Source organism: Hymenobacter metallilatus (genome assembly GCF_003944705.1).
GTDB classification, from domain to species: domain Bacteria; phylum Bacteroidota; class Bacteroidia; order Cytophagales; family Hymenobacteraceae; genus Hymenobacter; species Hymenobacter metallilatus.
The window spans coordinates 30,363-55,785 of sequence record NZ_RWIS01000004.1 but is presented as its reverse complement, the minus strand read 5'-3'; the positions used below and the strand labels follow the sequence as shown (position 1 = coordinate 55,785).

Sequence of the window (25,423 nt, the reverse complement as noted above, 5' to 3'; positions counted from 1 at the left end):
GGGGGAGGTTAAAAGTCGTTGTCGTGAGCCCAGAGCTTATCGTCACGACGTTTTGCGCGGTTTTTAGCTCTAAGTGTCATGTTTTCTTGGTGTTGGCTTTTCTTACGCCATCTAGCTTTAGCTTCCTTATGTAGCACTAAGTATACTCTACGCCGCTCAGGATTCAGCGAATCACGGGCATACTGTGGGCTTTTCTCATAATCATTGAGCATTGAACTGATTACGGTTATTACGGACCCGAAACATCCACACATCTGCGCTGTCTCTGCTCTATCCTGCCGATGCCGGAGCAAAAGTGGGTACAAATCTACCTCCGGCCGTTCCGTCAGCGCCCAAAAGGCGTACCCGCGCACGGCCGGCGACTTGTGCTTTAGCAACGCCTGCAACTCTGCGGAACTACAAAAGCGGCGCAGCGAATCGAAGCGGATATACTGGCGGGGAGTAGAGCCAATGCGGCTGACAGCTTCACATTTCACTACCCCTACGTAGGCAATGGTATCGGTAACGCGCTTGATAAAGGCTTGGTGGCAGTCCTGCGCCCACATCCCGTGGCTCAGGAACAACATCACCAGAAGAGTAGACAGTCGATACATCATAAGTAAAGGATAGTGCTGAAAAATAAACAGGGCAGAAATCAGCTGTAATATACCTACACCGGCTCCTGCACCCACCGGGCCATTTCCGCCGGAATGCGCTGGGGGCGCATCGTATCCGGCTGCAGCAGAATCCAGTGGGTTTCCGCCTCGCACAGTAGCTTGCCGTCCCGGGCCCGCTCAATGCGCACGTGGCGGTGCGAGGTGACGCCCTCCATACTACTCACCCAGGTAATGCAACGCAACTCGTCCCCTAGCAGGGCCGGGTGCAGGTAGCGGATATGATGCTCGCGCACTACCCATACATACTGCGCCTGAACAGCAGCCGGTGCGGCGGCATGCCAGTGCGCCCCGGCCGTATCCTGCACCCACTGCACATACCGCACGTTGTTGGCGTGGTTGAGCTCATCGATGTCTTCGGGCTGTACCGTAATCAGGCGCGTGAAGCGGTAGGCTGGGTAGGCAGGTGTATCCATCGAGGGCAAAGTAAGCAGAGGACAGCCGGAAGTCCTTATGCACATTCCTGCGTCGGCTCTTCCATATCTAAAATATCCCCGTATCTTTGGGCAGGTTAAGAAAACGCGGTTCTACCGCCCTGTTGAGTACGTCCGTGAGGAGGGGAAAGCAGAGTTGAGTACTGCTTTCCTGCCATACATCATCCATCATCACCAGTACCATGCAGACAGGAACTGTAAAATTCTTCAACGAAACCAAAGGTTTCGGCTTTATCAAAGTTGACGAAACCGGCGAGGACGTATTCGTGCACGTAACCGAGTGCATCGACGAAATCCGCGACAAAGACAAAGTGGAATTTGAAATTGCTCAGGGTCGTAAAGGCCCCAACGCTGTGAAAGTGAAGCTGGCCTAGTCCAGTATCCTTTCCCGGATAGCTCAGAAAAGCAGGCTCCTCAAGGGCCTGCTTTTTTTGCGTTTAATGGATTTAACAGCAAACGAAAAACGTCATGCAGAGGCGCAGCCGAAGCATCTTGCGTACTGAGTTGCAATGGCACCTGATTGCTTAGGAGCGTGTGCTCCGCCTCTGTATGACGTGTTTACAGCCACTACGTGCAAACATCAATAATTCTCCCTACCTTTGCAGCCGCATTTGAGAACGGCCACGTTCCGCGCAGCTTGTGAGCTGCCTCTAAAAGAAACTTGTTGGGCCGGCTTTGTCTTCCGTCCGTTGCTTCCGTCACTTGTCGTTGTGTTGAGTGGGAGAGAAGAGCGTCGCTGAATCCGCTGTTTTCAGAGCTATTCACTCCACTCCATTCAACTGACATGGAAAACGAAACTGGTAAGACCAAATTCAGCGAGCTGACCCTCTCTGAAGAAATGCAGCGCGCCATCACGGAAGTAGGCTACGAAGAAGCATCCCCCATTCAGGCCAATGCTATTCCGGTGCTGCTGGAAGGCCGCGACGTAATCGGGCAGGCCCAGACGGGTACCGGCAAAACCGCCGCCTTCTCTATTCCCGCCATTGAGCGCATTAACACGGAATCCCGCGAGGTGCAGGCCATTGTGCTGTGCCCCACTCGCGAGCTGGCCGTACAGGTATCCGGCGAAATCCAGAAGCTGGGTAAGTACAAGCGTGGCCTGGCCGTAGTACCGATTTATGGTGGCTCCTCGTACGACCGGCAGTTCCGCGCCCTGGAGCGTGGCGTGCAGATTGTAATTGGTACGCCCGGCCGCGTAATGGACCACATTGAGCGGGGCACCCTGAAGCTGGATGCCTGCAAAATGATCATCTTGGATGAAGCCGACGAAATGCTCGATATGGGCTTCCGCGACGACATCGAGACGGTGCTCAAGAAAATGCCCGAAGACCGCCAGACGGTATTCTTCTCGGCTACCATGAGCAAGCCCATCATGGAGATGACCAAGCGCTACCAGAAGGATCCGCAGATTGTGAAGGTAAACCATCAGGAAATGACGGTTACCAACATTGAGCAGAGCTACTTCGAAGTGCGCGGCCCCCAGAAGAAGGACGTGCTGACCCGCCTCATCGACATGTACAACATCAAGTCGGGCATCGTCTTCGCCAACACGAAGCGTATGGTGGACGAGATTGTGGGCGACCTGCAAGCCAAAGGCTACTTCGCCGAAGGCCTGCACGGCGACATGGGCCAGCAGCAGCGCCAGAACACGCTGGATAAATTCCGCAAAGGCACCCTCGAAATCCTGGTGGCCACCGACGTGGCCGCCCGCGGCATCGACGTGGACAACGTGGAAGTGGTAGTAAACTACGATCTGCCCGCCGACGAGGAATACTACGTGCACCGCATCGGCCGCACCGGCCGCGCCGGCAAGCAGGGCAAGGCCTTCACCTTCGTGAGCGGCCGCGACATCTATAAGCTGCGCGACATCATGCGCTTCACCAAAGCCACCATCAAGCAGGAGCGCGTGCCCAGCTTCGAAGATGTGTCGGAGGTGAAAACCACGCTGATGCTCAACTCTATCAAGGAGGTTATCGAAAAGGGCAACCTCGATAAGTACATTGCCCGCGTACAGCGCCTGATTGATCAGGACCAGGAAGACGCCGTTACGTCGCTGGACGTGGCCGCGGCCCTGCTCAAGATGACAATGAAGGAAGACAAGCGCGCCCAGGAAAGCCTCGACGCCAGCCGTACCCAGGGGGCGGCCCGCCCCGGCTTCACGCGCCTGTTCGTAACCATGGGCAAAAAGGACCGCCTGCACCCCCGCGACATCGTGGACCTGATTGCCGAAAATACCAGCCTCTCGGCCGGTAAAGTGGGCGACATTGCCCTCTACGACAAGTTTAGCTTCGTGGAAATTCCGAACGATTTCGTGGAGGAAGTTATCAGCCAGCTGGGTCGCAGCACCATTCAGGGCCGGCCGGTAGCCTTCAACATTGCCACGCCCCGCCAGGAAGGCGACGCGCAGCAGGAAGGTGGCAACCGTTTCGGCGGGGAGCGTCCGCGCCGCACCGGCGGCTTTGGCGGCGACCGGCGCGAGGGTGGCAGCTACGGCGGCGACCGTCGGGGCGGTGGCTCCTACGGCGGCGGCAGCTACGGTGACCGTCGGGGCGGTGGCTCCTACGGTGGCGACCGGCGCGAAGGTGGTTACGGTGGTGGCAGCTACGGTGGCAACCGTGGCGGCGGCTCCTACGGCCGGCGCGAAGGTGGCAGCAGCTACGGCGGCGGCTACAAAGGCAAGCGCACAGACGACTAAATCACGGATTTAGACGGATTTGTCGGATTTCACGGATTCGTTCTGGTATAGCATCGGGAAATTAGCCAGCAATACATTGCTTGGCCTAGTGCTAGTGCAGAAGTGTCCGGCAGACGTAAACAAAAACAGCTCCCTTGCAAAAGGGAGCTGTTTTTGTTTACGTCGGGTTCAAAAATGAATCCGTGAAATCCGACGAATCTGTCTAAATCCGTGATTATTTTTTGGCGGCGTCGCGCAGGTTGCGAATTTCGTCGTGGCCTTGCTTGATGCCGGCGGCTTGCTTCTCGATGAGAGCTTTGAGGGCGGCAGGAATGTCCTGAATCTTCTGGGCTTTCTCGTAGGCGCCTTTGGCGTAGTCTTCGCCCCGCTCGCACTCGGCCAGAATGCTGTACCGGTCCTTGCTGGTTACCAGGCTTTTCAGGTTGATAAAGGCGCGGTGAATGGTGCCCGTAATGGACGATTCTTCTTCCGGATGCAGGTTGAGCTTGTGCATCTGGTCTTCCAACTCGGTAATGTATTCGGAGCGCTGAGCCGCGTATTTTTTGAAGGTCTGTTTCAGGTCGGCGTCCTCCACGTCGGTCAGGGCTTCGGTGTAGCCTTTCTGGCCATCTTTCAGGGTTTCGAGCAGTTCGTTGAGGCCGGCTTGCAGTGCTTTAGCTTCCATGAGGAGAGGATAGTTTGGGTGTTTGTGGAAAAGAGGTGATGCAGTACTTTACTGGAAAACCCTGCGCAGGGTTGTACCCAAGGGCCGGCTTCACCTCGGACTTTCACTGCACCGGGCAAATAACAGGCAAGGGTAGTATAGTGAATAGCCCATTAGGAAATGCCACTATCTGAGCTGAAGTGCAAAGGCTACTAAATTGATCAGTAAGGCAGTAACCGTGTGGTTGCCTGGAATACTAACAAGAAATTTTCTGCTGGGCTTTAAATCGGGTTGCAGCTGCCAGTGTATGCCAGCGTATGCACACCCCATGCTAGTTCCTTCACCTATCATCCTACCCAGCATGGAAATCGAACAAAATAATCAGGCTCAGTCTATCAACCCAATCAGCGTTGCGCCGGACGTGGTCAGCAGCCTGAATGCCGGCTCCGGAGGTGCCGCCAAGCCCGGTCTTTCCGCTAACAAACAGTACCACTTCAGGAGATGCCAGCAGTAGCATTCCAGCCAGTATGTCCAGTCAGTAGTTGGTAGCCGCGGAAATGGGTGCCGGCCCCGGTGGCTACGGCAACCAGTAACCGCAACAACGACCAGACGAACTTGTCGCACGGAGCTATGGCCGCGGTAATTTTGGCAACGATTATCAGCAGGAACGGTACCGCGGCGACTATAGCCAGAACCAAAACCGAGGCAGCACCCTTGGCCACTTCAACAACAACGACGACTCGTGGGGCAACCGCCTAATACGCAGCAGTTACCGTAATACGCCGGACGAATGCCGGGACAACAACCGCAACCTGGGGCTATGGCCGGAATCAGCAGAGCTGGTACTGGGACCAGGACGACATAAACTACGGTAGCGCATCGGGGAGCAACAGCCGCCGCAACGACGACGACCAGCACTAAACCGGTAAGGTGAATAGTAAAAAGCCGGGCTTCCGGCACAGGAGGGCCGGCTTTTACATTGCTGGCACCAGAGTGGCTTCTGCCATAGCACGCCCGGCCAGGTAGCCGGTGGTCCAGGCCGCCTGAAAGTTGAAGCCGCCGGTAATGCCGTCGATATCCAGTACCTCGCCGGCAAAGTGTAGCCCTGGCAGCAGGCGGCTTTCCAAGGTGCGCATGTTCACCTCCGCAAGCGTGATGCCGCCGCAGGTGACAAACTCGTCTTTATAGGTTGTTTTGCCCTGCACCGGCAGCGAGGTGCGCAATAGGTTTTCAATCAGGCGGTTTTGCAGCTTCAGGGGCAGTTCCAGCCAGCGCATGTCGGGGGCAATGCCGGCTTGCTCGGCCAAGGTGCGCCACAGCCGCTGGGGTAGCCCAAACAGCGGGTTGCCGGCCACCTGCTTTTTGCCGTGCAGCTCCCGGTACTGGAGCAGGTACTGACGCAGGGTGTCCTCGGTAAAATCCGGAATCCAGTTGATGAGGGCCGTGCTCTGGTACTGCAGCTCGTGCAGACGGCGGGCACCCCAGGCCGAGAGCTTCAGCACGGCCGGTCCGCTCACGCCCCAGTGTGTCACCAGCACCGGGCCCTCGTACTCAAGCTTTTCGCCGGCCACGCGCACCCGGGCGTGGGGCACGCTCACGCCCGGCAGCTCCCGCAGCGGCGAGTTGGGCACGTTGAAGGTGAAGAGGCTGGGCACGGGCTCCTGCACCGAATGCCCCAGCTGCCGCAACCACCCGTACTGCTCCGATTTTGGGGCGCCGCCCGTGGCAATCAGCAGCCGGCTAACGGGCAGCGTCTGGGCGTGGGCGCCGGTAAGCATCAGCTGGAACCCGCCGCCGGGCAGGGGCTGAATCTGCTCGGCGGTGGTGTGCGTGAGGATGTCGACGCCGGCCCGGCGGGCGGCTTCCAACAGGCACTGGGCAATAGTTTCGGAAGAGTCGGTGACGGGGAACATGCGGCCGTCGGGCTCGGTTTTGAGCGCCACGCCCCGGCTGGCAAACCACTGCACCGTATCGGTAGCGCCGAATTGCTTGAAGGCTTCTTTGAGCTGGCGGGCCCCGCGCGGGTAGTGCTGCACCAGTTGCGCGGCCGTGTCGGCGGCGTGGGTTACGTTGCACCGGCCCCCGCCCGAAATCCGGACCTTGCTCAGCAGCTTGCCCGTTTTCTCGATGAGGACCACCCGCAGCGCCGGGTTGGCCTCGGCGCAGGCAATGGCCCCGAAAAAGCCAGCGGCCCCACCGCCGAGTACCGCCACCGTTAGTCGTTCATTCTTCACCCTGCAAAGATAGACCACTGATTGCACGGATGTTGAGCGGATTGCCCAGATTCTGTGGACGATTGTGGCACACGCTGTAGCTTGTGCCGTGCGCCGCTTAATAACTCTGGATAACAACAAAAGAGGCTTGCCACTTGGCAAGCCTCTTTCAGTAAGCTTCTTGTTGTGGAATGCGTAATTCGGCGCACGGCACAAGCTACAGTGTGTGCCACGGGTAACCGTCCACAAAATCCGCGGAAATCCGTGCTTAGCAAAAGGCCAGGGCGGCTACCACGTCATCGTGCCGGAACTGGTAGCCAGTCAGCTCCCGGATGCGGGAGGCATCAATCTGCTTGCCCCCGCTGGTTTCAGCTTGGAACGTGGGCAGCTGCAAGCCCAGGCGGGCGGCGGCTTCGGTGTAAAAGGTGCGGCGCGACGGATGCGTGGCCGCGCTGGCGTTGAAGGTGTAGCCCCAGAGTTGCCGTTCCAGCACGCACAGCAGCAGCCCGAGGCAATCCTGTAGGTGAATCATGTTGACGGGTGCCTCGCCGTGGGCCACACCGGTGCGGCCGGCCAGGAAGCGGCCCGGGGCCCGGCCCGGACCCATGAGGCCCGCCAACCGCACAATGGTGTGCGTGGGCCGCTGAAACAGGGCCTCGGCCCGGAGCAGCGGGGTTTCAGAATCAGGAGAAGCCACCGCGTCCGATTCGCGCATCAGGCGCGGCTCATCGGGGTACACGCCGGTGGAGCTGATCAGCAGTATGTGCCGGACGCCGGTTTGATTGGCTACGGCGGCCACCTGCGCCAGCAGGGCCGGGTAGGCATCGGGCGTACCGGCGCCGCGCGTAGGCGGAATATTCAACACCAGCACATCAACTCCCTGCAGTAAGGCCTGCAGGGTATCGGCATCGGTGGCGGAAAGGGTAGGGGCCAGCCGCAGCAGATAGGGCCGGATGCCGGCGTCGCGCAGGGTGAGCAGCTGCCCGGGCGTAGTGGTGGAGCCATGCACCGGATAGCCCGCTGCTACCAGGGCGCGGGCCAGGGGCAGCCCCAGCCAGCCGCAGCCCAGCACGGCCACAGTAGGCAGGGTGACAGATGGGATGAGGTCAGTCATGCGAGGTAAAGGTGGCAAAAAAACTTTCCCGGGCAAGGAGGCAACCGGGGAATTGACAAACTGTTACCTTGCGCCCGAAACAAGTATGCAAGCATACTACCTATGCCCGAGCCGGACCGCCTGCACCCAGAGTTTCCAGTCGACTTTGAAGCCCGCGTGCGAATCCTGCGGGCCGATGAGGGCGGACGGCAGCAACCACCGTACAATGGTATCCGCTGGGATTTTAGCTACGCCACAGCTACGCCCAGGCAGTTTCATATGATGCTGTATCCCGATTTCTTCGACCCCATAACCGGCAACTCGTGGCGGGAACTGCCGGTGCCGGTGGATGAGTGGCTGCATGTACGGGTGAGCGTAATGTTGGAACATAGGCGCGCCTTCCACCAGACCCGGATTCGGGCTGGTACCAGCTTCTACTACTGTGAAGGCAACCGAATAGTGGCCGAGGGCACCGTTACCCACATAATCGGTTTATTTGAACCCCGGCCCTAGTTAACAGTCCTGAATTCTGATTTCCCACTTAAACCTTTCTCTCCTTATGTCTTTCGCGCACCCTTACGCCCAGCCCATGCTCCGCGACAACGCCCTGCAGGGCAAAACCATTGTGGTAACCGGCGGCGGTACCGGCCTCGGCCGGGCCATGACTACGTATTTTCTGCAGCTGGGGGCCAACGTGGTTATCAGCTCCCGCAAGCTGGAGGTGCTGGAAAAAACGGCCGCCGAGCTGCGCGAGCAAACCGGTAACCCGAATGTGCTGGCCGTGCAGTGCGACGTGCGCAAGTACGACGAGGTAGAGAAACTGCTGCAGCAAACCATTGACACCTATGGCGGCGTGGACGTGCTGCTCAACAACGCCGCCGGCAACTTCATCAGCCCTACGGAGCGCCTGAGCCACAAGGCCTTCGATGTTATTGTGGACATCGTGCTGAAGGGTTCTTATAACTGTACCCTGGCCTTTGGGAAGCGCTGGATTGCCGACAAGCGCCCCGGTACTATCCTGAGCATCGTGACGACGTACGCCTCGGTGGGCTCGGCGTTTGTGGTGCCCTCGGCGGCGGCCAAGGCTGGCGTGCTGGCCATGACCCGCTCCCTGGCCGTGGAGTGGGCCAAGTACGGTATCCGCTCCAATGCCATTGCCCCCGGTCCGTTCCCCACGGAGGGTGCCTGGAGCCGCCTGTTCCCTGAGCCCTTGGCTTCCAAGCTGGACCCCGCCGCCAACGTGCCGCTCAAGCGCGTGGGCAACCACCAGGAGTTGGCTAACCTGGCCGCCTACATGGTGTCGGACTTCTCGGCCTACATGAACGGGGAGGTAGTTACCCTGGATGGGGGCGAGTGGCTGAACGGGGCCGGCGAGTTTAACAAGCTGGAACTCCTGACCCCCGAAATGTGGGACCAGATTGAGAAAACCATGCGCCGCTAAATCACGGATTTAAACGGATTTTTCGGATTGCACGGATCTGTTCTGGTATCTGTGAACTGATAGCTTTGTTGCCCAGACATATAAAGAACGAGGCCATATGCATATGGCCTCGTTCTTTATATGTCTGGGCATTTCAAATGGCTGGATAATACCTAGGCAGAACGCAGAAAACGTTTGTATTTCAGGCTGGCTTCTCCAAAATTCAGCAACAACCCTACCTCAAGCTGGTAGGCCTTTAAGTAGTTAATTACTTGGGCGTAGTGTAGCGCGGTAATTTCTGTAAGGGCTTTCAGCTCAACCAAGACAACTTTATCAACCAAAAAATCTACCCGCCGTGAACCTACCTCCTGATTGAGGTAATACACTGGCAAATGTAATTCCTGTTCGAAGGGCAAGCCATGATGGGCAAACTCAACGGCCAGACTACGTTGATATATAATCTCCGGAAAGCCATTTCCAAGTGCCGTCTGCACTCTCATAGCACACCCAACAATTTCCTTAGTCAAAGGGGCGTATCGATTTTCCAGTAGCATACAGCAAATAGTAAAGGTATTCTACTTCATCAACATGAAGATAAAAGCCTGCTGCATAATTATTATTCGAATCCAGAACGAATCCGTGTAATCCGAAAAATCCGTCTAAATCCGTGATTAAAGTTTGTAGCCGTTGAAGTCCTTGGTGAACTCCTGGGCGGGAATGGGCTGGTTGGGCACCACGTCTGAAAACTCGAACTTCTCGAACAAGCCTTTATCATCAGTTACCTGCACCACCAGAGGCAGAAACAGCTTCTGATCAATGCATATGATGATGCGACGGCCGTAGCCGTTGGGTACCTGCACCGCTTTACCGGCCGGCACCACGGCCCCCGGCGACAAGTCGTTGCGCTCCAGAATCCGGTATTCCCCGCACCCAAACTTATCGGAAATGGTGCTGACGCTCTCATTCCTGGCGGGCTTGTAGCTCAGGTACCGAAACTGCGGAAAATCGGAGCGGAGCACGTAGGCAGGGTGGCCCTGCACGGTGGTGTCGCCGGCGTAGCGGAAGGTTTTCTCGAAGCTTCGGTCGAGGCGCTGGCTGGAGCCGTGCAGCATTTCGGCAATAGTGCCATAACCGGCGTCCAGGGTGGTGTGGTGCTGGTTTTTGCGCATCACTGCGCCCTTGGGGTCAAGGCTGAGCGTAACGTAGGGGAAGCTGTTGGGGTACACCCAGGCGTCGCCGTTGTTCTGGCCCGTCACGTACAGCACCTCAATGCCCTTCTGGTTGCGCATGTACACCTTATAAGGACTGAAGCTGATTTTCATCAGTGTACGAGCCTGTTGGTAGCTGCCTTCAATGCGCTCCTGGGCCCGCACGTTGCAGCGCAGGGTTTTCAGGCCCTGAATAGCGGTGCTGAGCCGGGTAGTAAGCTGTTCGGTAGTGATTTTAGGCTCGGGAAGGGTGGCCGCCAAAGTGGTGAGGCCTACGGTAGCAGCGGCCAGCAGCCGGTAATAACGAATCATGTAGCGGGTAAGGGAGTGAATACGAATCCGGAAGATACAGCAAAGTGCCCGGCCTGCGCAACCAAGCCGCCGCAGAGCGGGACAGGGGAGCCTGGTGCCGCTACTGCTACTATCGTGCCCGCTTAGTTCAGGCTGATGGCCGGGAAGCGGCTGGCCTTACTGTCAAACACAAACAATTCATCGACCTCAATGCCGAGCAAAAACCGAAACAGCGGAAATTGCTCCACCACGGTGCGCACAGCTTCGGCGCTTTGTCCATTCATGGTTACCCAACCGCGGGTACGGTCGGCGCTAATGGCGTATGCCTCAATGATATCCTCCTCGATGAGGCGGCTGATGAAAGCACGGTGGCGGGGGATGAGGGCCATGAAGGCCTCATCGATTCTATCGGGCAGGCGCAGGGTGACTACAAATTTGGCCATAAAGTCAGCGGCTTTCCTGTCCTAACGGGCGCGGCCGCCGCAGGGTTAAGGCCGAAGCTCGGCCGTAACTTTTTTAGGCCATAGGCAGAATAGGAGAGTATGCATTTTACTGTTATTACCCCGACCCACAACCGCCGCGACTATCTGCCGGAGGCCGTAGCCAGCGTGCGGGCCAGCGTATCGGCTCCGCTGGACTTTTCGTTTGAGCACCTGATTTGTGAAAACGCCAGCACCGACGGCACCGCCCAGTGGCTGCGCGAAGCCGCTCCGGAAGCCGGCCCTACGCTGCGCGTACGCACCCAGGCTACCCTGCTCAAAGCCGGCCCCGCCCGTAACCTGCTCATCCGGGAAGATGCGCCCGCCGATACCTGGATTGTGCCCCTCGACGATGACGACCTGCTGCTGCAGCGCACCCTGTTTCACTACGCCGACCAGATCCGGCGCCACTCCGGCCGGCCCTGGCTGGTAGCTGACTTTCTGCGCGTGGACCAGGACCGGCGCTACCTGCCCAATGAGGATTACTACGCCTGGCAATTCGATTCGCCCCGGGCCATGCTACAGGCCATTTTCCGGGCCGAGCACTTCATTCAGGGCAATGTGTGCTACAGCCGGGAGCTGTTTGATGCAGTAGGTGGGTACGATGAGCACATCAAAATGGCAGAGGACCTGGACCTGTACGTGCGGTTTTTGCTGGCCGGCCACCTGCCCGTCATCTGCCCCCACATCAGCCACCTGCACCGTTTCCACACCAGCAACGTGAGCATCGGCGTCGATGCCGACCACCACGCCCAGGACCTGCGCATCATTTACGACAACTACGCCGGGCAGCTGCAGCAGTTGGGTATCGAGCGGCCGTAGCGCGCAGCTCTGCTTCGCGCACGAGCCGCAGGCGAGTAGCTACATTAGAACGTGTGCGGGAGTTAGTAAACATTGTTTCTGTTATGCTGACTTTATCGAAGCATGACAATTTCTAAACGTATTCTGGCGGTGCAGTACCGCATACTCGCTCCGCTCGTGCGCGAAGCAGAGCTGCGCGCTACTCTTTCACAATCACTCCACCCTTCACCACCAGCCGTACCTGCCGCAGGGCTTTGATGTCTTGGGTTGGGTCGCCGGGTACGGCTATGAGGTCGGCGAGGAGGCCGGGCTGGAGGCGGCCCCGGTCGGGGAGCTGGAACAGGCGGGCGTTGGTGGCGGTGAGGCCGCGCAGTATCTGCAGGCTGCTGAGGTTATAGTTCTGCACCAGCTGCTCGGCTTCGCGTAGGTTGTCGCCGTGCTGGAATACGCCCACGTCGCCGCCCACAGCCAGCTCCACGCCGCTTTGCAGGGCCAAGCGCATGCTTTCCCGCTTCTGGCGGATGCGCTCCGGCTCGGGCGTGGTGCCGGGCTGCCAACCCCGGTAGCGGGAAATAGCGTCGCCGGCGGCCACGGTGGGACACAGCGCCACGCCGCGCTGCTTCATCAGCCGGAATACTTCCAGGGTACCCCCGTCGCCGTGCTCAATGGTTTGCACGCCGGCCAGCGTGGCCCGGCGCATACCTTCGGGCGTGCTGGCGTGGGCCACCACGGGCCGGCCGGCGCTGCGGGCGGTTTGCACAATCAGGTTTAGCTCGTCCTGGGAAAACGTGGGGCGGCTGGGCTCGTTGGCTCCCCAGCGGTAGTCGGCGTACACCTTAATAATGTCGGCGCCCTTACCAATCTGCTCCCGTACGGCCCGGATAACGCCGTCCACGCCATCGGCTTCCTGGGCCCCCTGGGGCACCTCTACATCCACGGAAAGCTTGGGGCCGTAGCTGCCGGTGGCCACCAACGCGCGGGTGGCTACCAGCAGGCGCGGCCCCGGAATCAGGCCCTGCTCAATGGCTTGCTTCAGGCCCACATCGGCGTAGCCCGCGCCTTCCGAGCCCAGGTCGCGGGCAGTGGTAAAACAGGCTTCCAGCGTTTGGCGGGCGTGCACCGTGGCCCGGGCCACCCGCAGCGCTTCCGATTCCAGCAGCACCTGGTCGTTCCAGGGCGTTTCGTTGTAGGGGTGCAGCAGCAGGTGGCTGTGGCCCTCAATGAGGCCCGGCAGCAGCGTGAGGCCCGGTAGCTCCAGGGTGCGCGCTCCGGCCGGAGCCTGAAGCTGGGCGGCGGGGCCCACGGCTTTTATCTTGTTGCCCTCCGTGAGCACCGCCCAGCCCGGGTGCAGGGTTTCGCCATCGAACACGGCGGCAGGGCGCAGGAGCAGGGCTGGTGGAGAAGTCTGAGCGGAAGCAGCCCCGGTAATGCTGAAAAGCAGGGCAGCTGCTAAAGGCCACAAAAGACGCATAGCGGGCGAGGGGGAAAGGAGTGCCGCACAAGGTAGCGCAGCCTGTCAGAATTGCCACCATGCTTTCGGCTCCGGGTCGACGGGCAACCCCAGTATCTGCTGTAGCACGCGGGCGAGGCTTTGGGTGGTATTCATTGTTTCAACCTCGGCTAAGTACAGGAGCACGTCGTCTGTTAGCTCAACGCAAAGCAATCCATACTTATGTTCCTCTGTTCTTGCTCCATCGTAAGCTTTCACCTTCTGTACCTGTGAGAAGGCAACTAGGGTGGTTTTCGCTACTTGCTGTTGATAGTACGGATGCAGATGCTCTACTATAATCTGTTGGGCCAGCGTGTCAACTACAATTTTGTTTTGTAACCTAATCGTCTTAAGGTCGGGAGGTTTATTACGAGTCATATACGTATATAGAGCGGAACCTAGCCCAGTGAGTATTGACATTATTCCAAACCCATACTCTTTACAGACGAAAGCAATGACACTGGCTACTACAGTTATTGCTAACCAGATCAGGTTGGCATAAATCGTATCTCCCGGGCTGTCAACTGGCGCCTGAATTCGAATGGTAGTTTCGGAATAGCTGAACTTGAGCTTGCTGGAGTGCTCCCGCAGCTTCCGGCTGATATTCTGTAAATCAGGAAATAGGAGTATCAAATTCATATAAAGCACAAACGCCCGCCGGAAGATACATTTCCGGCGGACGTTTTACATATGCAGGCGAGCAGGCTAGGCCTTTTCCTTGGCCGGCTTACGCTTCACTTTGATCTTCTCCGGTTTCTGGCCGTTGCCGGCGGGAGTGGCATCGGCAGCACCGCCCACCAAGGTCATTTCCTTCACCAGATGGCCGGCCCCGGCGAATTTATCCACCACGAACAGCATGTAGCGCACGTCCAGGGTGATGTTGCGCACCCGGTCAGGGTCGAACATGATATCGGACATGGTGCCTTCCCAGTTCCGGTCGAAGTTGGTGCCAATCAGTTCCCCGCGGCCGTTGATAACGGGCGAGCCGCTGTTGCCGCCAGTTGTGTGGTTGGTGGCAATGAAGGCCACCGGCACCGAGCCTTTGTAGGCGTAGGGGCCGAAATCCTTGTTGCGGTACAGCTCGGCGAGGCGGGCGGGCACTTCAAACTCGGGGTTGGTGGGGTCGGCCTTTTCCATAATGCCGTCGAGGGTGGTGTAGAAGTCGTACTTGGTACCGTCGGCGGGCTGGTAGCCGGCTACCTGGCCGTAGGCGAGGCGCAGGGTGGAGTTGGCATCGGGGTAGAACTTGCGCTCCGGCTGCTGCAAGCGCAGGCCGGCCACGTAGGTGCGCTGGAGCAGGGCAATCTGGTCGGTGGCGGCGGTGTAAGTGGGCAGGATGGCCGTGCGGTAGTTGCCGATGATGGCCGAAGCCAGCAGTACGGCGGGGTCCTGGCGCAGCGCCTCGGCCTTGCCCTGAGCCACCTCATCCAGCACCGCCAGCGCCGACTCCTGCGACGTGAGGCGCGACTTGCTAAACAGCTGGGCGGCGTAGGCGTTCCACCCGCCCTGGGCGGCGTACTGCTTCTGCAGGTTGCTCACGTAGGCGGGCAGCAGGCGGGCCGGGGTGCCGGTAGCGTACAGGGGCAGCAGCTGGGCGGCCACTTTCTGGTCGGTGGGGGCGTTGTAGTTGCGGAAGAAGCCGGGCGTGCCTTTCTTGGCTTTGTCCACGGCGGCGGCCAACTCGGCGGCGGGGGCTTTCTTATCCACCATTTCCAGCAAGGGCAGCAGGCTGTTGGCGTAGGTCATCAGCTCCACGCCCAAAGCGGCTTCGGTCACATAGTCGCGGGCCAGGGTGTAGTCGCGGGCGGTGGCGTAGTTGCGCTGCAAATCGGGCAGCAGAGTGGCGAAGGTGGCGCGCCGGGCTTCGTCGCCGCTTTCGGCCCACTTCTGAAACCCTACTTCCTGCTGCTGCTTCACGCGCACGGCGTCCAGCTTTTTCAGCCCACGCACCTCGCCAATCCACTTTTTCCAGTAGTTGGCAATGCTGGCGTACTTGGCCGCGTACTGAATCCGCACCTTGTCGGAGGCCTTCATATCGGCGTCCAGCACCTTCAGCTTGGCTTCCCGAATACGGATTTTGGCCGGGTCGGAAAGAGCGTAGGTTTCTTCCACGCCCCAGCTGGTAAGGTACTCGTTGGTGCGGCCGGGGAAGCCGAATACCATGGTAAAGTCGCCGGGCTGCACGCCTTGCAGGGAAATGGGCAGGTGGTGGCGGGGCTTGAAGGGCTTGTTGTCGGGCGAGTAGGGGGCGGGCTTGTTGTCGGGGCCGGCGTAGATGCGGAAGATGCTGAAGTCGCCGGTGTGGCGGGGCCAGGCCCAGTTATCCGTGTCGCCACCGAATTTGCCGATGCTGCTCGGGGGCGCGCCCACCAAGCGGATGTCCTGGAATACTTCCGTTACGAACAGGTAGTACTCGTTGCCGTTGAACATGGGCCGCACGAAAGCCTGGTATCCTGTTCCTTGCACCGAAGCCTGAGCCACGCGCTGGGAGTTGGTTTGCACCAGTTTCTCCCGGTCGGCCTCGGTGATGCCCGTGGTGGGTACGCCGGCCAGCACCTGGCTGGTCACGTCCTCCATGCGCACAATGAAGGTGGCCGTGAGGCCGGGGTTGGGCAGCTCCTGGCTGCGGTCCATGGCCCAGTAGCCTTTCGTCAGGTAGTCATTCTCCACCGAGGAATGGCTCTGAATCTGGCCGTAGCCGCAGTGGTGGTTGGTGAGCAGCAGGCCCTGGTCGGAGATAATCTCGCCGGTGCAGCCGCCGCCAAACTGCACAATGGCGTCTTTGAGGCTGCCCTGGTTGATGGAGTAAATTTGCTCAGCAGTAAGCTTGAGGCCTTTTTTCTGCATGTCGGCCTCGTTGAGCTGCTTGAGCAGCAGGGGCAGCCACATGCCCTCATCGGCGCGGGCCGCGGGCAGGGCCGAAAGCAGGGTGAAGGCCAGCAGCGCCAGCCGGGTACGAATCGTCATTCTGAAGATGAAAGGGGTGGAGGTGGGCGGAAAGACGCAAAAGTACGGCTTCGGCTGCTTGCAAACGGGTTTCTCGCAGTGGGTGGCGCAGGGGCGTTCAACGCAAAACGCCCGACCAAAATCGGCCGGGCATTATAGAACGAATCTGCGCAATCTGTAATTCTAGGAATGGCCCAGCTCGGCCACGGCGGGCGTGTTCTGGGTGTTGGTGTTAGAGGCCTTGGGAGTGCGGGAAGCGGCCGGAATATCGTCGGTTTCCTGGGCGGCGTGGGTAGATTCCCATTCGCGGAAGCGGGTAATCTCGCCCTGGAACTTCTCAATGAACCAGCTGATCAAGGCCAGATCATCCAGAAAGCCTACCACCGGAATAAAATCGGGGACCAGATCGACGGGGGAAAGAGTGTAGAGCAGCACGCCCAGCGCCGACACAATAGTGCCGGTGTCAATCTGCCGGTACTCACCACTGACGTAGTTACGCACCAGCCGTACTAGGGTGCGGCCCACGTCAAATACCTGCTTGAACTTGTTGTCGCCGCTGTCTTTGCTGGCCAGCTTGTTGGCTACCTCATTAAGTACCATTACCACCTTAAAGGGGCGGCCCAGCAGCTTGCCGGCGCGGTTGAGAAATACGCTGAACAGGGCGTTTTTTGAAATAGAAAGACCTTTTTCAACAAGAGAAGACATCGGGGAGGGGTTGAGATTGTGTGCTGCGTGTACGGTTCCGGTAGGCGTAGCGTTACAGCTTCCTCAGCGCAACCAAGCCGCATACAGTGCTGGTATCTCCCGCAACAGCGCGTACCCGTCGCGCACTTCTATATATCGGGCCGCTGAGCCCGAAACTTCCGCAACTCCCTGCTGCCGCAACAGCAATTTGGTGCGGCTCAAGTGGAAAAACTGCGACACAACCACTGCCGATTTCCACTGTTGCGTCCGTGCCAGCTGAGTGAAATTTCGGGCCGTAGCCAAGGTGTTGTTGCCTTGATTATCGGTGTAAATAGCCGTATTGGGTACACCTTGCTGCAGCAGGTAGCGGCGCATTGCGCTGCCCTCATAATACCCTTCCTTGCCCAGGCCGCCGCTGACAAAAATATACCGACTCACGCCGGCCCGGTACAAGCGTAGCGCCTCATCCAAGCGGGCTTCCAGGCGGGGCGAAAGGCTGCCGTCCGGGTTTACCGTGTTGCCGGGTACCACCAGGCAGTCGGCCGGGCGGGCCTGGTCAGTGAGAGCATCAAGGGTAATACCGGTGGCGTGGAATATCAGCAGCAGAAACACGCCACCAGTCAGACGACGCCACAAGGAAAGGCGCATATAAGTAGTAAGTAAGAATTCGTAATAGCTTGAATAAACTGGAGGTGTGCAACGTGCTGCGCCTACATCAGCGCGTGGCTAACCCGGCCGCTTCCCGAAGTTATCCGGATTCCGCTACATTCGCCGCCATGAGCACTCATTTCACCCCACCCGCCTCCACCGAGTACGCCCCCTATTACCACACCTATGTGAAGCTGATTGCCGAGGATCCGCTGGAAGCGTTGCGCCGGCAGCCCCGGGAGCTGCGCCAGTTGCTGGCCGGATTTACCGAGGAGCAGGGCGCGTTCCGCTACGCCCCGGGCAAGTGGAGCATCAAGGAAAATCTGGTGCACATGCTCGATACGGAGCGCATCTTCGCCTACCGGGCCCTGCGCATCGGGCGCGGCGACACTACCCCGCTGCCCGGCTTCGAGCAGGACGACTACGTGCCCGTTTCCGGCGCCGATGCCCGTACCTTCGCCGATATTCTGGCGGAGTACGACGCGGTGCGGGCGGCCACGCTGAGCCTGCTGGAGTCGTTTTCGGCCGAGGCCGTAGCCCGGCAGGGTACGGCCAGCGGGCAGCCGGTGAGTGTGCGGGCCCTGGCCTACATTCTGCCCGGCCACGAGGCCCACCACCTCAATCTGCTGCGGGAGCGGTATCTGCCGGGCCTGCACTAAACCGGTGCGCGCACAACACCCGCTGCCAGCACCACGTTAAAAACCTTCTGATTCACCCTTCATCCCACACTACGCATCATGGCAAAAGCCCAGGAACCCCGCAAAGAGAAAAAGAAAGAGCCAGCCAAAACCACTAAGGAAAAAAAGGCCGCTAAGGAAGAGAAAAAAGCTCTGAAAGCTCGTCAACAAGACTAGAAATTTAAAAAAATAACCTTCGTTCAAATTGGATGAGGGTTATTTTTTTTTATTCATTGCTGAATTATGAAACAATTGATTAAATCAGATAAATGTTTGCTTTTATATGTCTTTGCAAAGAATATTATTTTTATTTCGTTCATTTGGCTGGTTATGTCCTTCTTCTCTGGTTACAAAGCAGGGGTGTTGTTTTATATGCTTTGGCTGGCCTCTACCTTTAGTTTGCTGGATATATTAGTGTCAGCGGGATATTGGAAGCTAGTTGATGTATTGGATATATATATGGATATAAAGCCAAGTTGGATACAGTGATATATGCGTCGTAAATAGTTGTTAGTATGATGCTTTTTAATTTCATGATAGGACGAATTGAACTAACAATTACTCTCTGGAAGATTGTAGTAGACAGTGTATTGTTGTGGTGGTTTGTGTACAGGTTAGAAAAGCAAAAATTATATAATTAATATAATCTGCAAGTGCAAAGCGAAACTCCATGCCTCAGCGTATTGCTCTCGTTACTCTAGTGGTGGCGGACTATGACGAAGCCATTCGCTTCTACACGGAAAAGCTGGGGTTTGTGCTGGTGGAAGACACGCCGCTGAGTCCGGAAAAGCGCTGGGTACGAGTGGCACCACCCGGCGCAACTGGCGCGGAGTTGCTGCTGGCTAAGGCGGCCACGCCCGCCCAGCAAGCGGCAGTCGGCAATCAGACCGGCGGCCGCGTGGCCCTGTTTCTCTACACCGATAACCTCGCCCGGGACCACGCCCGCCTGCTGGCGCAAAACGTGCGCATTGTGCGGCCGCCGGTAACGGAACCCTACGGTACCGTGCTGGTATTCGCCGATTTATACGGCAACCTCTGGGATTTGCTGGAGCCTGTTCAGAGCGTGTAATACACTTCCTTCTGCTTGTCGTGGTGCTTGATGTAGCCGTGCAGGGTGAGCTTGATGAGGGTGCGGTAAGCCCGGCGCTGCCCAATGTTGAGCAGCTTCATGTACTGCGGCAGCGTAATGCGTGGGTGCTCCCGCAGATACGTCAGCACCGCCAGCTCTTCCTTGTTCAGCGGAATCCGTTCGAACTGCGAGGTGGCTGGCTCCTGGCGTTCCAGCACTTTCTCGGTGAGGGAGCTGGCCAGCACGCTTTCGTCGCGCACCCGTACGTAGGTGCGCCATTCATCGTCGGCTATTTGGGCGCGGTGGGGCTTTTCGGTGCTTTCCGGCACGGTTACGATGAGTACGGCCCGGCCGTTGTCGGCCTCTATCTCCTCAAACCGCAGCCGGATGGGCGGGTCGATGTAGTGCTGGGCGGCTTGCCGGAGCTGAAATAATTCCTCCTCCACGTCGCGCACTCCCAATATGCGGCCATTATCATCCACCCCCACCAGCACCCGGCCCCCGTGCGTGTTGGCCAGCGACGACAGTGTGCGGGCAATGCGGGTAGGATGGGTGGTGCGCTGCTTGAATTCCAGCCGCTCCCCTTCGCCCTGCCTGATCAGTTCCAGTAGCTCGGTCATAAGGATGTATGTGGTAATGACGGGCTGTAAGGTCATCCTGAACGCAGTGAAGGACCTTATTACACTTGAACAACATCGTTTAGTGGTGATTCTAGCGTGATAAGGTCCTTCACTGCGTTCTGGCTGACCTGGCAAAAAGTCTGCTTAAAAATGACTAACGCACGTCATTCCACCCCGGTTTCCTCGGCCGAAATGCGCCAGAGGCGGCTGGCTTCCTGGGCGCTGCTGGCCCGGCCGGAGCAGCGGGCCGGCTTGCAGTTGGCGAAATAGCGCCCGCTCTGGCTGGCGACTTCGGGCGAGGTGGCGAGGTACAAAGTGGTTTGTGCGCCGAGCTCCGGGGAGGTCATGGCGGGACGGGCCAGCCACCACAGGGCCTTCATCACGGCCGAGGTATCGGGGCGCATCAGGCCGGTGTCCACCAGGCCGGGGTGCAGGCAGTTGGCGGTGATGCCGGTAAGGTCGAGGCGGTGCGCCAGCTCCCGGGTAAACAGGATGTTGGCCAGCTTGGAGTCGGCGTAAGCCGTGAGCCAGCTGTACTTATCAGGCGAGTTGCGCGCGTTCCGGTCGGGCTCAATCTCGCCCACCCAGTGCGCCACCGACGATACGGTAACCACCCGGGCCCGGCCGGCGGCGTCCAGCAGCGGCAGCAGCCGGTTGGTTAGCACGTAGGGGGCCAGGTGGTTGGTGGCCCAGCATAGCTCGTGGCCTTCCTCGGTCAGCGCAAAATGGCCCGGCATGATACCGGCGTTATTCACCAGAATATCCAGCTGCTCAAACTCCTGCTCCATCTCGTTGGCCAGCTGATGCACGTTGCGCAGCAACGATAAGTCGAAGCACTTCACATGCACCAACGCCTCGGGGCCGGCTGCCAGCTGAATGGCCTGCTGTGCCCGGGCCGCTTTGTCCGGGTCGCGGCCTACCAGCACCACGCGGGCCCCACGGCGGGCCAGCTCCCGGGCCGTAACCAGCCCGATACCGCTGGTAGCCCCTGTTATGAGGGCAGTTTTTCCGGCCAGTGGCAGCACCGAAACGGTTGTCATGCAGAAAAATGAGAATGAGAGAGAAACAAAGTGCCACCGCAAAGTACCACCGCGCCGGCAATGTGCCACTTACAGACGTAGCCCCGGCCCGGAAGGTTGAGCAGCCTCTTCGGAAATCATAAGCCCTTGCAGCCCCTGGCTGACTTCCGCTAGTGACGGTCGGGCCGTGCCCAGGGGCTGCAGGCAGCGCTGCTGCCAGTACCGGAGCTGCTGAGCGGTAGCGTCGTTAGCTGTGGCTTCAGGGCAAAGGTCCAGCAGTTCTTCCAGCAGGCAGCCAAACGCCCGCGCCTCCAGCCGCTGCAGTGTGGCGGCAGCCGGCGAGGTCACGTCAAAAAAGCCCGCTGCCCCAAAGTCCCCCAGCAGGCAGCGCCCATCGGCGGCCACCAGAATGTTGTGCGCGTACAGGTCGCCGTGCAGAATGCCGCGGCTGTGCAGGTGAGCAGTAGCAGCGGCAATGCCTTGGGCAATCCGCAGCACTGCCGCCAGCGTAAAGGCGGTGCCGGGCGCGTACACGTCGCGGGTGCAGGTGCTGAAGCTGGGCGGCCCGGCCAGGTTGCGGAATTCCGGGCTGATGAGCTTCAGCACCAATCCCTCGGTGCCGGTCGGGTGGTCGGCCACCTTGCCCAACACCGCAATCAAGTTCGGATGGGCCCCGGCCCGGATGCAGGCCACCATCTCGCTGTGCGGCAGCCCGTCGCTGGTTACGGCTCCTTTGAATAGCTTGACCGCTGCGAGCATGTTCTGCCAGGTAGCCTGCGAAATGACGCCCGAAGCACCTTCGCCCAGCACGTGCTGCAGGGCAATTTCGCGCCAGCTGATTTCCCGGATGGGGGAGTGGGCCAGGGCGGCCGCCTCGGCCGGCTCCGCAAACGGGTTGCCGGCGTAGGCCAGCCAGGTCAGCCGCGGTAAGTGTAGCAGCCAATCGGGCAGCCCGGGCAGCTGGTTGGCCGAGAGGCGCAGCAGCTCCAGGTTGTGGCACTGGCCCAGCTCCGGCGGCAGCTCCCGCAGCTGGTTGCCGGCCAGCATCAACTTCTGCAGCTGTTGGCATTGACCAATTTCCGGCGGCAGCGCGGCCAGCTGGTTGTCGGTCAGAATCAGCCAGCGCAGCCGCGGCGGCAGAGCCGCGCCGGGCAGGGTATGAATCTGGTTGGCCTTAAAGCCCACCATTTCCAAGGCCGGGCACTGACCCAGCACGGCGGGCACCTCAGTAAACTGATTTTCGGAGCAGAACAGAATCCGCAGCCGGTGCAGGCGAGGCAGGTCGGTGGGCAGCTCCCGCAGGGCATTATCCGTGAGGTTAAGAATTTCCAGCGTATCGGCCAGCGCAAAAATTTCCCGCGGAAATTCGGTCAGGCCTTCGCGCAGATCCAGCCGGGTAGCCCCGGTTAGCTCGCCGGCGCGGAGTTGTTGCAGCGTGTGCATGTAGTTTAGTTGCTGGTTGTTAGGTGCTCGTTGTCAGTTGTTTGTTGTCAGTTGCTCGTTGTTAGATGGGTTCTGACAACTGACAACGAGCACCTAACAACCAGCAACTGACAACTAAAAAAAACCGCTCCCGACGTACGGAAGCGGCTTTTAAGAGGCAAAATGGCCGAAGAGCTAACAGCTGGTAACCATCAGCGGACAGCTAATGCTTAGAAAGGCAGGTCGTTGTCGTCGTCCGAAGCAATGGGAGCGGCCGAGGCGCGCAGGTTCGGGTTGGAATTCTGGGCGGGAGCCGCTGCGCGGGGGGCAGCCTGCTGGTAACCACCGCCCTGGGGGGCAGCTGCTCCGCCACCGGCACCGGCCTCAATGCGCCAGGCCTCCAAGTTGGTAAAGTACAGCATCTGGCCGTTCTTGTTGAACCCACGGCCCCGCAGATTGAAGGAAATCTTTACTTCGTCGCCGATTTTGTAGGAGTCGATGAGAGCAGTCTTGTCCTGAACCAGCTGGAACTTGATATGCTCGGGATACTGGCCGTCTACGACCTCCAGCACGAACTCGCGCTTGCGGAATTTTTCGCTCACCTGCTGTTCGTCGAAAATTTCGTGCAGGCGGCCGGTAGCTTCGTAAGCCATAAGGATGAAATATGTTGGGGAGTTGAAAACAGTAAACCAAACCTACGAAAAAAAACGCGGTTCGTTCCTGTTGGGTCAGGCCATTTTCGGCCCGTAGCCTGACTACCTTTACCTTGCGTTTTTGCCCACCCATCAACTTTTTCTGCCCATGACTGCTCCCTTCGCTCTGGCCCTGCACGGCGGGGCCGGCACCATCTCGCCCGCCCTCATGACCCCCGAAAAAGAGCAGGCTTACCGCCAGGCCCTGGAAGCCGCGCTGGCCGCCGGCTACGACGTACTGCGGCAAGGAGGGGCCGCGCTGGATGCCGTGGAGCAGGCCGTGCGCAGCCTCGAAGACTGCCCGCTGTTCAACGCCGGCCGGGGGGCTGTCTTCACCCACGACGGCCACCACGAAATGGACGCGGCTATTATGGACGGCCGCAACCGCGCAGCCGGCGCGGTGGCCGGGGCTCGTTCGGTGCAGAACCCCATCCGGGCAGCCCGGCTAGTAATGGAGCAAACCGAGCACGTACTGCTGGCCTGGCCCGGGGCCGATGAGCTGGCCCGGCTGCACGGCCTGCCCACTCAGCCTCAGGAATACTTTTTCACCCAGCAGCGCTACGACCAGCTCCAGGAAGCGCTGCAGGAAGGCCGCATGCGCCTCGACCATTCCGAAGCCCAATCTGCCGATACGCCTACCCCCCACGAAGACCCCAAAAAGAAAATGGGCACCGTGGGCGCCGTGGCCGTCGACCAGCACGGCAACCTGGCCGCCGCCACCAGCACCGGCGGCATGACCAACAAGCAATTCTCCCGCATCGGCGACTCGCCCATTATCGGCAGCGGCACCTTCGCCGATAACCGCACCTGCGCCATCAGCTGCACCGGGCACGGCGAGTTTTTTCTGCGGGCGGTGGTGGCCCATGATATCAGCTGCCTGATGGAGTACCGGGGCCTGAGTTTGGCCGAAGCCTGTCGCGTGGTGATGCACGATAAGCTAGCCCCCATAGGAGGGGAGGGAGGCCTGGTAGCCGTAGATGCGGCCGGTAACGTGGCCCTGCCCTTTAACTCCGAAGGCATGTACCGGGCCTGGCAAACTTCCACTGAGAACATACCCCAGATTGCTATCTATAAAGGATAAGCTCCATAGCAGCAGCAGCGGTGGTCATAGATTTTTTTTTGGTGGCTATATATTAAGGAGTAGGTACCTCTCCGGCGGTAGTTAATCAAAAGGAACTGTTGACTCATTTGTATAAATATAAAAAGCCCCTATTCAGGAAGAATAGGGGCTTTTTATACATTTGGTTACTACGTCTAGCCAGCTGGGGCGGGGGCATTGGCACTCTTACCGGCCGTAAGCCGCTCCGACTCGGCGGCCTGCTGGCGGAGCTTCAGGTCGGGGTAGAATTCGCGCTGGGTCACGTCGTAGAGGTTGCCCTTTACCAGCACGTGCAGCAGCATGTTTTCAATGGATATGGCCTCACCCTTTTTGGCGGCGGCGGCGTTGTTGTGCTCCAGCTTGTGGCCATCCATAATGATAACCAGGTTGGAGCCGATGGCTTCCAGCTGGTTGCCCTCCGTGATGAGCACGCCCGTATCCTCGCCCAGCCCAATGCCGATAAGCTTGGGGTGCAAAGCTACTGCTTCCAGCAGGCGGCCGAAGCGGCCCCGCTTTACGAAGTGCGAGTCGATAACCACGTTGTCGAGAAAGCCCAGGCCGCTGCCCATCTTCACGGCCCCCTTCATCAGCGCGTCGGGCACGCTGCCGCCCTTTATCATGGTCTTGGACATGGCCACGGCCCCGGCCGAGGTGCCGGCAATGATGAAGTTGGGCTGCTCATAATAGCGTTGCTTGAGCATAGCCAGAAACTCAGTGTCCCCGAACATCTCCGTGAGGCGCGACTGGTTGCCCCCCGAAAACATGACAATATCGGCGCGGCGCAGGCGCTCCAGGTAGTGCGGCTGCAGGGCATCCTCGCGGGTGCGGATGTCCATAATGTTCACGTTGTTGCAGTTAAGCATCGTGAACGAGGAAAGGTAGATGCGGGCCACTTCCTCCGGAATCATGGAGGCGGTGGTAATTACCTCAATCTGCGGGTCCTCTTTCCCCGATTCCAGAATGACGCGCTTGAGAATGCCCAGCTCAAAAAAATTGAGGTAGTATTTCTTCTTGGTGCGGGGGTTCGGATAGGTGCCCTTGTCCTCATTGCCTCCAATGGCAATAAGCTTACCGAGCGGTTTTTGATCTTTCAAGGCGAAAATGAACTTAGACACGGGAAAAGCGGGG

General features: G+C 59.1%; 27 protein-coding genes and 1 pseudogene. 10 read left to right on the top strand and 18 right to left on the bottom strand.

The window, feature by feature from the left end; genetic code table 11:
• Nucleotides 1-8: 8 nt before the first annotated feature.
• Nucleotides 9-596, bottom strand: a complete 588-nt coding sequence (locus EI290_RS07700; RefSeq protein ID WP_125428386.1) for a hypothetical protein — start codon at nucleotides 594-596, stop codon at nucleotides 9-11.
• 53 nt (nucleotides 597-649) lie between these two features.
• The gene (locus tag EI290_RS07695) at nucleotides 650-1,069 is read right to left on the bottom strand and encodes an acyl-CoA thioesterase (RefSeq protein ID WP_125428384.1); all 420 of its coding nucleotides are present in this window, start codon (nucleotides 1,067-1,069) and stop codon (nucleotides 650-652) included.
• Between the two features lie 200 nt (nucleotides 1,070-1,269).
• Between EI290_RS07695 and EI290_RS07690 the strand changes: the two genes are divergently transcribed.
• Nucleotides 1,270-1,461: a cold-shock protein gene (locus EI290_RS07690; protein WP_110980085.1), complete on the top strand. Its 192-nt coding sequence runs from the start codon at nucleotides 1,270-1,272 to the stop codon at nucleotides 1,459-1,461.
• A gap of 410 nt (nucleotides 1,462-1,871) precedes the next feature.
• On the top strand, nucleotides 1,872-3,782 hold the full coding sequence (locus EI290_RS07685; RefSeq protein ID WP_125428382.1) for a DEAD/DEAH box helicase: 1,911 nt from the start codon (nucleotides 1,872-1,874) through the stop codon (nucleotides 3,780-3,782).
• 214 nt (nucleotides 3,783-3,996) lie between these two features.
• On the opposite strand, the gene EI290_RS07680 is transcribed toward EI290_RS07685, so the two are convergent.
• Nucleotides 3,997-4,446 (bottom strand): PA2169 family four-helix-bundle protein, encoded by a 450-nt coding sequence (locus tag EI290_RS07680; protein ID WP_125428380.1) that lies wholly within the window; start codon nucleotides 4,444-4,446, stop codon nucleotides 3,997-3,999.
• Between the two features lie 340 nt (nucleotides 4,447-4,786).
• Here EI290_RS07680 and EI290_RS22395 point away from each other — a divergent pair, with 340 nt between their 5' ends.
• Nucleotides 4,787-4,939 carry a hypothetical protein gene (locus EI290_RS22395; protein WP_185816894.1) on the top strand — a complete coding sequence of 51 codons (153 nt, stop codon included), beginning with the start codon at nucleotides 4,787-4,789 and terminating at the stop codon, nucleotides 4,937-4,939.
• A 460-nt stretch (nucleotides 4,940-5,399) separates the two neighbouring features.
• Here EI290_RS22395 and EI290_RS07675 read toward each other — a convergent pair whose 3' ends face one another.
• Entirely contained in the window at nucleotides 5,400-6,659 is a 1,260-nt protein-coding gene (locus EI290_RS07675) for a BaiN/RdsA family NAD(P)/FAD-dependent oxidoreductase (protein WP_221766239.1), read from the bottom strand.
• Nucleotides 6,660-6,906: 247 nt separating this feature from the next.
• Nucleotides 6,907-7,752: an NAD(P)H-binding protein gene (locus EI290_RS07670; RefSeq protein ID WP_125428378.1), complete on the bottom strand. Its 846-nt coding sequence runs from the start codon at nucleotides 7,750-7,752 to the stop codon at nucleotides 6,907-6,909.
• A gap of 102 nt (nucleotides 7,753-7,854) precedes the next feature.
• On the opposite strand from EI290_RS07670, the gene EI290_RS07665 reads away from it, so the two are divergent.
• Both EI290_RS07665 and EI290_RS07660 read left to right on the top strand, forming a co-directional pair.
• Nucleotides 7,855-8,244, top strand: a complete 390-nt coding sequence (locus tag EI290_RS07665; protein ID WP_125428376.1) for a hypothetical protein — start codon at nucleotides 7,855-7,857, stop codon at nucleotides 8,242-8,244.
• A 46-nt stretch (nucleotides 8,245-8,290) separates the two neighbouring features.
• Nucleotides 8,291-9,172 carry an SDR family oxidoreductase gene (locus EI290_RS07660; RefSeq protein ID WP_125428374.1) on the top strand — a complete coding sequence of 294 codons (882 nt, stop codon included), beginning with the start codon at nucleotides 8,291-8,293 and terminating at the stop codon, nucleotides 9,170-9,172.
• A 152-nt stretch (nucleotides 9,173-9,324) separates the two neighbouring features.
• Here the strand turns inward: EI290_RS07660 and EI290_RS07655 are convergent, their stop codons facing one another.
• From EI290_RS07655 to EI290_RS07645, 3 genes are all read right to left on the bottom strand, one after another.
• The gene (locus EI290_RS07655; protein ID WP_125428372.1) at nucleotides 9,325-9,705 is read right to left on the bottom strand and encodes a GxxExxY protein; all 381 of its coding nucleotides are present in this window, start codon (nucleotides 9,703-9,705) and stop codon (nucleotides 9,325-9,327) included.
• Between the two features lie 117 nt (nucleotides 9,706-9,822).
• Entirely contained in the window at nucleotides 9,823-10,671 is an 849-nt protein-coding gene (locus EI290_RS07650) for a DUF1571 domain-containing protein (protein ID WP_125428370.1), read from the bottom strand.
• 122 nt (nucleotides 10,672-10,793) lie between these two features.
• On the bottom strand, nucleotides 10,794-11,093 hold the full coding sequence (locus EI290_RS07645) for a hypothetical protein (protein ID WP_125428368.1): 300 nt from the start codon (nucleotides 11,091-11,093) through the stop codon (nucleotides 10,794-10,796).
• 99 nt (nucleotides 11,094-11,192) lie between these two features.
• Between EI290_RS07645 and EI290_RS07640 the strand changes: the two genes are divergently transcribed.
• Nucleotides 11,193-11,951: a glycosyltransferase family 2 protein gene (locus tag EI290_RS07640; protein WP_125428366.1), complete on the top strand. Its 759-nt coding sequence runs from the start codon at nucleotides 11,193-11,195 to the stop codon at nucleotides 11,949-11,951.
• Between the two features lie 178 nt (nucleotides 11,952-12,129).
• Here the strand turns inward: EI290_RS07640 and EI290_RS07635 are convergent, their stop codons facing one another.
• The 5 genes and pseudogenes from EI290_RS07635 to EI290_RS07615 form a co-directional block, all read right to left on the bottom strand.
• A complete protein-coding gene (locus EI290_RS07635) occupies nucleotides 12,130-13,401 on the bottom strand; it encodes a metal-dependent hydrolase family protein (protein WP_125428365.1) in 1,272 nt (423 codons plus the stop codon).
• A 45-nt stretch (nucleotides 13,402-13,446) separates the two neighbouring features.
• The gene (locus EI290_RS07630; RefSeq protein WP_125428362.1) at nucleotides 13,447-14,058 is read right to left on the bottom strand and encodes a hypothetical protein; all 612 of its coding nucleotides are present in this window, start codon (nucleotides 14,056-14,058) and stop codon (nucleotides 13,447-13,449) included.
• A 66-nt stretch (nucleotides 14,059-14,124) separates the two neighbouring features.
• Nucleotides 14,125-16,386, bottom strand: a complete 2,262-nt coding sequence (locus EI290_RS07625; RefSeq protein ID WP_125428360.1) for a S46 family peptidase — start codon at nucleotides 16,384-16,386, stop codon at nucleotides 14,125-14,127.
• Nucleotides 16,387-16,716: 330 nt separating this feature from the next.
• Nucleotides 16,717-16,815, bottom strand: a pseudogene (locus tag EI290_RS22990) (YkvA family protein); the annotation flags it as partial.
• 318 nt (nucleotides 16,816-17,133) lie between these two features.
• A complete protein-coding gene (locus EI290_RS07615; RefSeq protein ID WP_125428356.1) occupies nucleotides 17,134-17,697 on the bottom strand; it encodes a YdcF family protein in 564 nt (187 codons plus the stop codon).
• A gap of 128 nt (nucleotides 17,698-17,825) precedes the next feature.
• Between EI290_RS07615 and EI290_RS07610 the strand changes: the two genes are divergently transcribed.
• The 3 genes from EI290_RS07610 to EI290_RS07600 all read left to right on the top strand — a co-directional run bounded on the left by EI290_RS07610 (nucleotide 17,826) and on the right by EI290_RS07600 (nucleotide 19,443).
• Nucleotides 17,826-18,356 carry a DinB family protein gene (locus tag EI290_RS07610; RefSeq protein WP_125428354.1) on the top strand — a complete coding sequence of 177 codons (531 nt, stop codon included), beginning with the start codon at nucleotides 17,826-17,828 and terminating at the stop codon, nucleotides 18,354-18,356.
• A gap of 261 nt (nucleotides 18,357-18,617) precedes the next feature.
• Nucleotides 18,618-18,863 (top strand): hypothetical protein, encoded by a 246-nt coding sequence (locus EI290_RS07605; RefSeq protein ID WP_125428352.1) that lies wholly within the window; start codon nucleotides 18,618-18,620, stop codon nucleotides 18,861-18,863.
• 181 nt (nucleotides 18,864-19,044) lie between these two features.
• Nucleotides 19,045-19,443 (top strand): VOC family protein, encoded by a 399-nt coding sequence (locus EI290_RS07600; protein WP_125428350.1) that lies wholly within the window; start codon nucleotides 19,045-19,047, stop codon nucleotides 19,441-19,443.
• On the opposite strand, the gene EI290_RS07595 is transcribed toward EI290_RS07600, so the two are convergent.
• The 4 genes from EI290_RS07595 to EI290_RS07580 form a co-directional block, all read right to left on the bottom strand.
• Nucleotides 19,431-20,063, bottom strand: a complete 633-nt coding sequence (locus tag EI290_RS07595) for an AlbA family DNA-binding domain-containing protein (RefSeq protein ID WP_125428348.1) — start codon at nucleotides 20,061-20,063, stop codon at nucleotides 19,431-19,433. The genes EI290_RS07600 and EI290_RS07595 overlap by 13 nt on opposite strands.
• A 164-nt stretch (nucleotides 20,064-20,227) precedes the next feature.
• Nucleotides 20,228-21,103: an SDR family oxidoreductase gene (locus EI290_RS07590; protein ID WP_125428346.1), complete on the bottom strand. Its 876-nt coding sequence runs from the start codon at nucleotides 21,101-21,103 to the stop codon at nucleotides 20,228-20,230.
• A gap of 69 nt (nucleotides 21,104-21,172) precedes the next feature.
• Nucleotides 21,173-22,525 (bottom strand): leucine-rich repeat-containing protein kinase family protein, encoded by a 1,353-nt coding sequence (locus EI290_RS07585; protein ID WP_125428344.1) that lies wholly within the window; start codon nucleotides 22,523-22,525, stop codon nucleotides 21,173-21,175.
• 209 nt (nucleotides 22,526-22,734) lie between these two features.
• The gene (locus EI290_RS07580; protein ID WP_125428342.1) at nucleotides 22,735-23,157 is read right to left on the bottom strand and encodes a DUF3127 domain-containing protein; all 423 of its coding nucleotides are present in this window, start codon (nucleotides 23,155-23,157) and stop codon (nucleotides 22,735-22,737) included.
• A gap of 148 nt (nucleotides 23,158-23,305) precedes the next feature.
• On the opposite strand from EI290_RS07580, the gene EI290_RS07575 reads away from it, so the two are divergent.
• Entirely contained in the window at nucleotides 23,306-24,277 is a 972-nt protein-coding gene (locus EI290_RS07575) for an isoaspartyl peptidase/L-asparaginase family protein (protein WP_125428340.1), read from the top strand.
• Nucleotides 24,278-24,450: 173 nt separating this feature from the next.
• Here the strand turns inward: EI290_RS07575 and EI290_RS07570 are convergent, their stop codons facing one another.
• On the bottom strand, nucleotides 24,451-25,389 hold the full coding sequence (locus EI290_RS07570; RefSeq protein WP_125428338.1) for a cyanophycinase: 939 nt from the start codon (nucleotides 25,387-25,389) through the stop codon (nucleotides 24,451-24,453).
• Nucleotides 25,390-25,423: the final 34 nt, after the last annotated feature.

Bases quoted from the DNA above. Each gene is read 5' to 3' on its own strand.
- EI290_RS07700 (WP_125428386.1), bottom strand. From the start codon at position 596: ATGATGTATCGACTGTCTACTCTTCTGGTGATGTTGTTCCTGAGCCAC.
- EI290_RS07695 (WP_125428384.1), bottom strand. From the start codon at position 1,069: ATGGATACACCTGCCTACCCAGCCTACCGCTTCACGCGCCTGATTACG.
- EI290_RS07690 (WP_110980085.1), top strand. From the start codon at position 1,270: ATGCAGACAGGAACTGTAAAATTCTTCAACGAAACCAAAGGTTTCGGC.
- EI290_RS07685 (WP_125428382.1), top strand. From the start codon at position 1,872: ATGGAAAACGAAACTGGTAAGACCAAATTCAGCGAGCTGACCCTCTCT.
- EI290_RS07680 (WP_125428380.1), bottom strand. From the start codon at position 4,446: ATGGAAGCTAAAGCACTGCAAGCCGGCCTCAACGAACTGCTCGAAACC.
- EI290_RS22395 (WP_185816894.1), top strand. From the start codon at position 4,787: ATGGAAATCGAACAAAATAATCAGGCTCAGTCTATCAACCCAATCAGC.
- EI290_RS07670 (WP_125428378.1), bottom strand. From the start codon at position 7,752: ATGACTGACCTCATCCCATCTGTCACCCTGCCTACTGTGGCCGTGCTG.
- EI290_RS07665 (WP_125428376.1), top strand. From the start codon at position 7,855: ATGCCCGAGCCGGACCGCCTGCACCCAGAGTTTCCAGTCGACTTTGAA.
- EI290_RS07660 (WP_125428374.1), top strand. From the start codon at position 8,291: ATGTCTTTCGCGCACCCTTACGCCCAGCCCATGCTCCGCGACAACGCC.
- EI290_RS07655 (WP_125428372.1), bottom strand. From the start codon at position 9,705: ATGCTACTGGAAAATCGATACGCCCCTTTGACTAAGGAAATTGTTGGG.
- EI290_RS07650 (WP_125428370.1), bottom strand. From the start codon at position 10,671: ATGATTCGTTATTACCGGCTGCTGGCCGCTGCTACCGTAGGCCTCACC.
- EI290_RS07645 (WP_125428368.1), bottom strand. From the start codon at position 11,093: ATGGCCAAATTTGTAGTCACCCTGCGCCTGCCCGATAGAATCGATGAG.
- EI290_RS07640 (WP_125428366.1), top strand. From the start codon at position 11,193: ATGCATTTTACTGTTATTACCCCGACCCACAACCGCCGCGACTATCTG.
- EI290_RS07635 (WP_125428365.1), bottom strand. From the start codon at position 13,401: ATGCGTCTTTTGTGGCCTTTAGCAGCTGCCCTGCTTTTCAGCATTACC.
- EI290_RS07630 (WP_125428362.1), bottom strand. From the start codon at position 14,058: ATGAATTTGATACTCCTATTTCCTGATTTACAGAATATCAGCCGGAAG.
- EI290_RS07625 (WP_125428360.1), bottom strand. From the start codon at position 16,386: ATGACGATTCGTACCCGGCTGGCGCTGCTGGCCTTCACCCTGCTTTCG.
- EI290_RS07615 (WP_125428356.1), bottom strand. From the start codon at position 17,697: ATGCGCCTTTCCTTGTGGCGTCGTCTGACTGGTGGCGTGTTTCTGCTG.
- EI290_RS07610 (WP_125428354.1), top strand. From the start codon at position 17,826: ATGAGCACTCATTTCACCCCACCCGCCTCCACCGAGTACGCCCCCTAT.
- EI290_RS07605 (WP_125428352.1), top strand. From the start codon at position 18,618: ATGAAACAATTGATTAAATCAGATAAATGTTTGCTTTTATATGTCTTT.
- EI290_RS07600 (WP_125428350.1), top strand. From the start codon at position 19,045: ATGCCTCAGCGTATTGCTCTCGTTACTCTAGTGGTGGCGGACTATGAC.
- EI290_RS07595 (WP_125428348.1), bottom strand. From the start codon at position 20,063: ATGACCGAGCTACTGGAACTGATCAGGCAGGGCGAAGGGGAGCGGCTG.
- EI290_RS07590 (WP_125428346.1), bottom strand. From the start codon at position 21,103: ATGACAACCGTTTCGGTGCTGCCACTGGCCGGAAAAACTGCCCTCATA.
- EI290_RS07585 (WP_125428344.1), bottom strand. From the start codon at position 22,525: ATGCACACGCTGCAACAACTCCGCGCCGGCGAGCTAACCGGGGCTACC.
- EI290_RS07580 (WP_125428342.1), bottom strand. From the start codon at position 23,157: ATGGCTTACGAAGCTACCGGCCGCCTGCACGAAATTTTCGACGAACAG.
- EI290_RS07575 (WP_125428340.1), top strand. From the start codon at position 23,306: ATGACTGCTCCCTTCGCTCTGGCCCTGCACGGCGGGGCCGGCACCATC.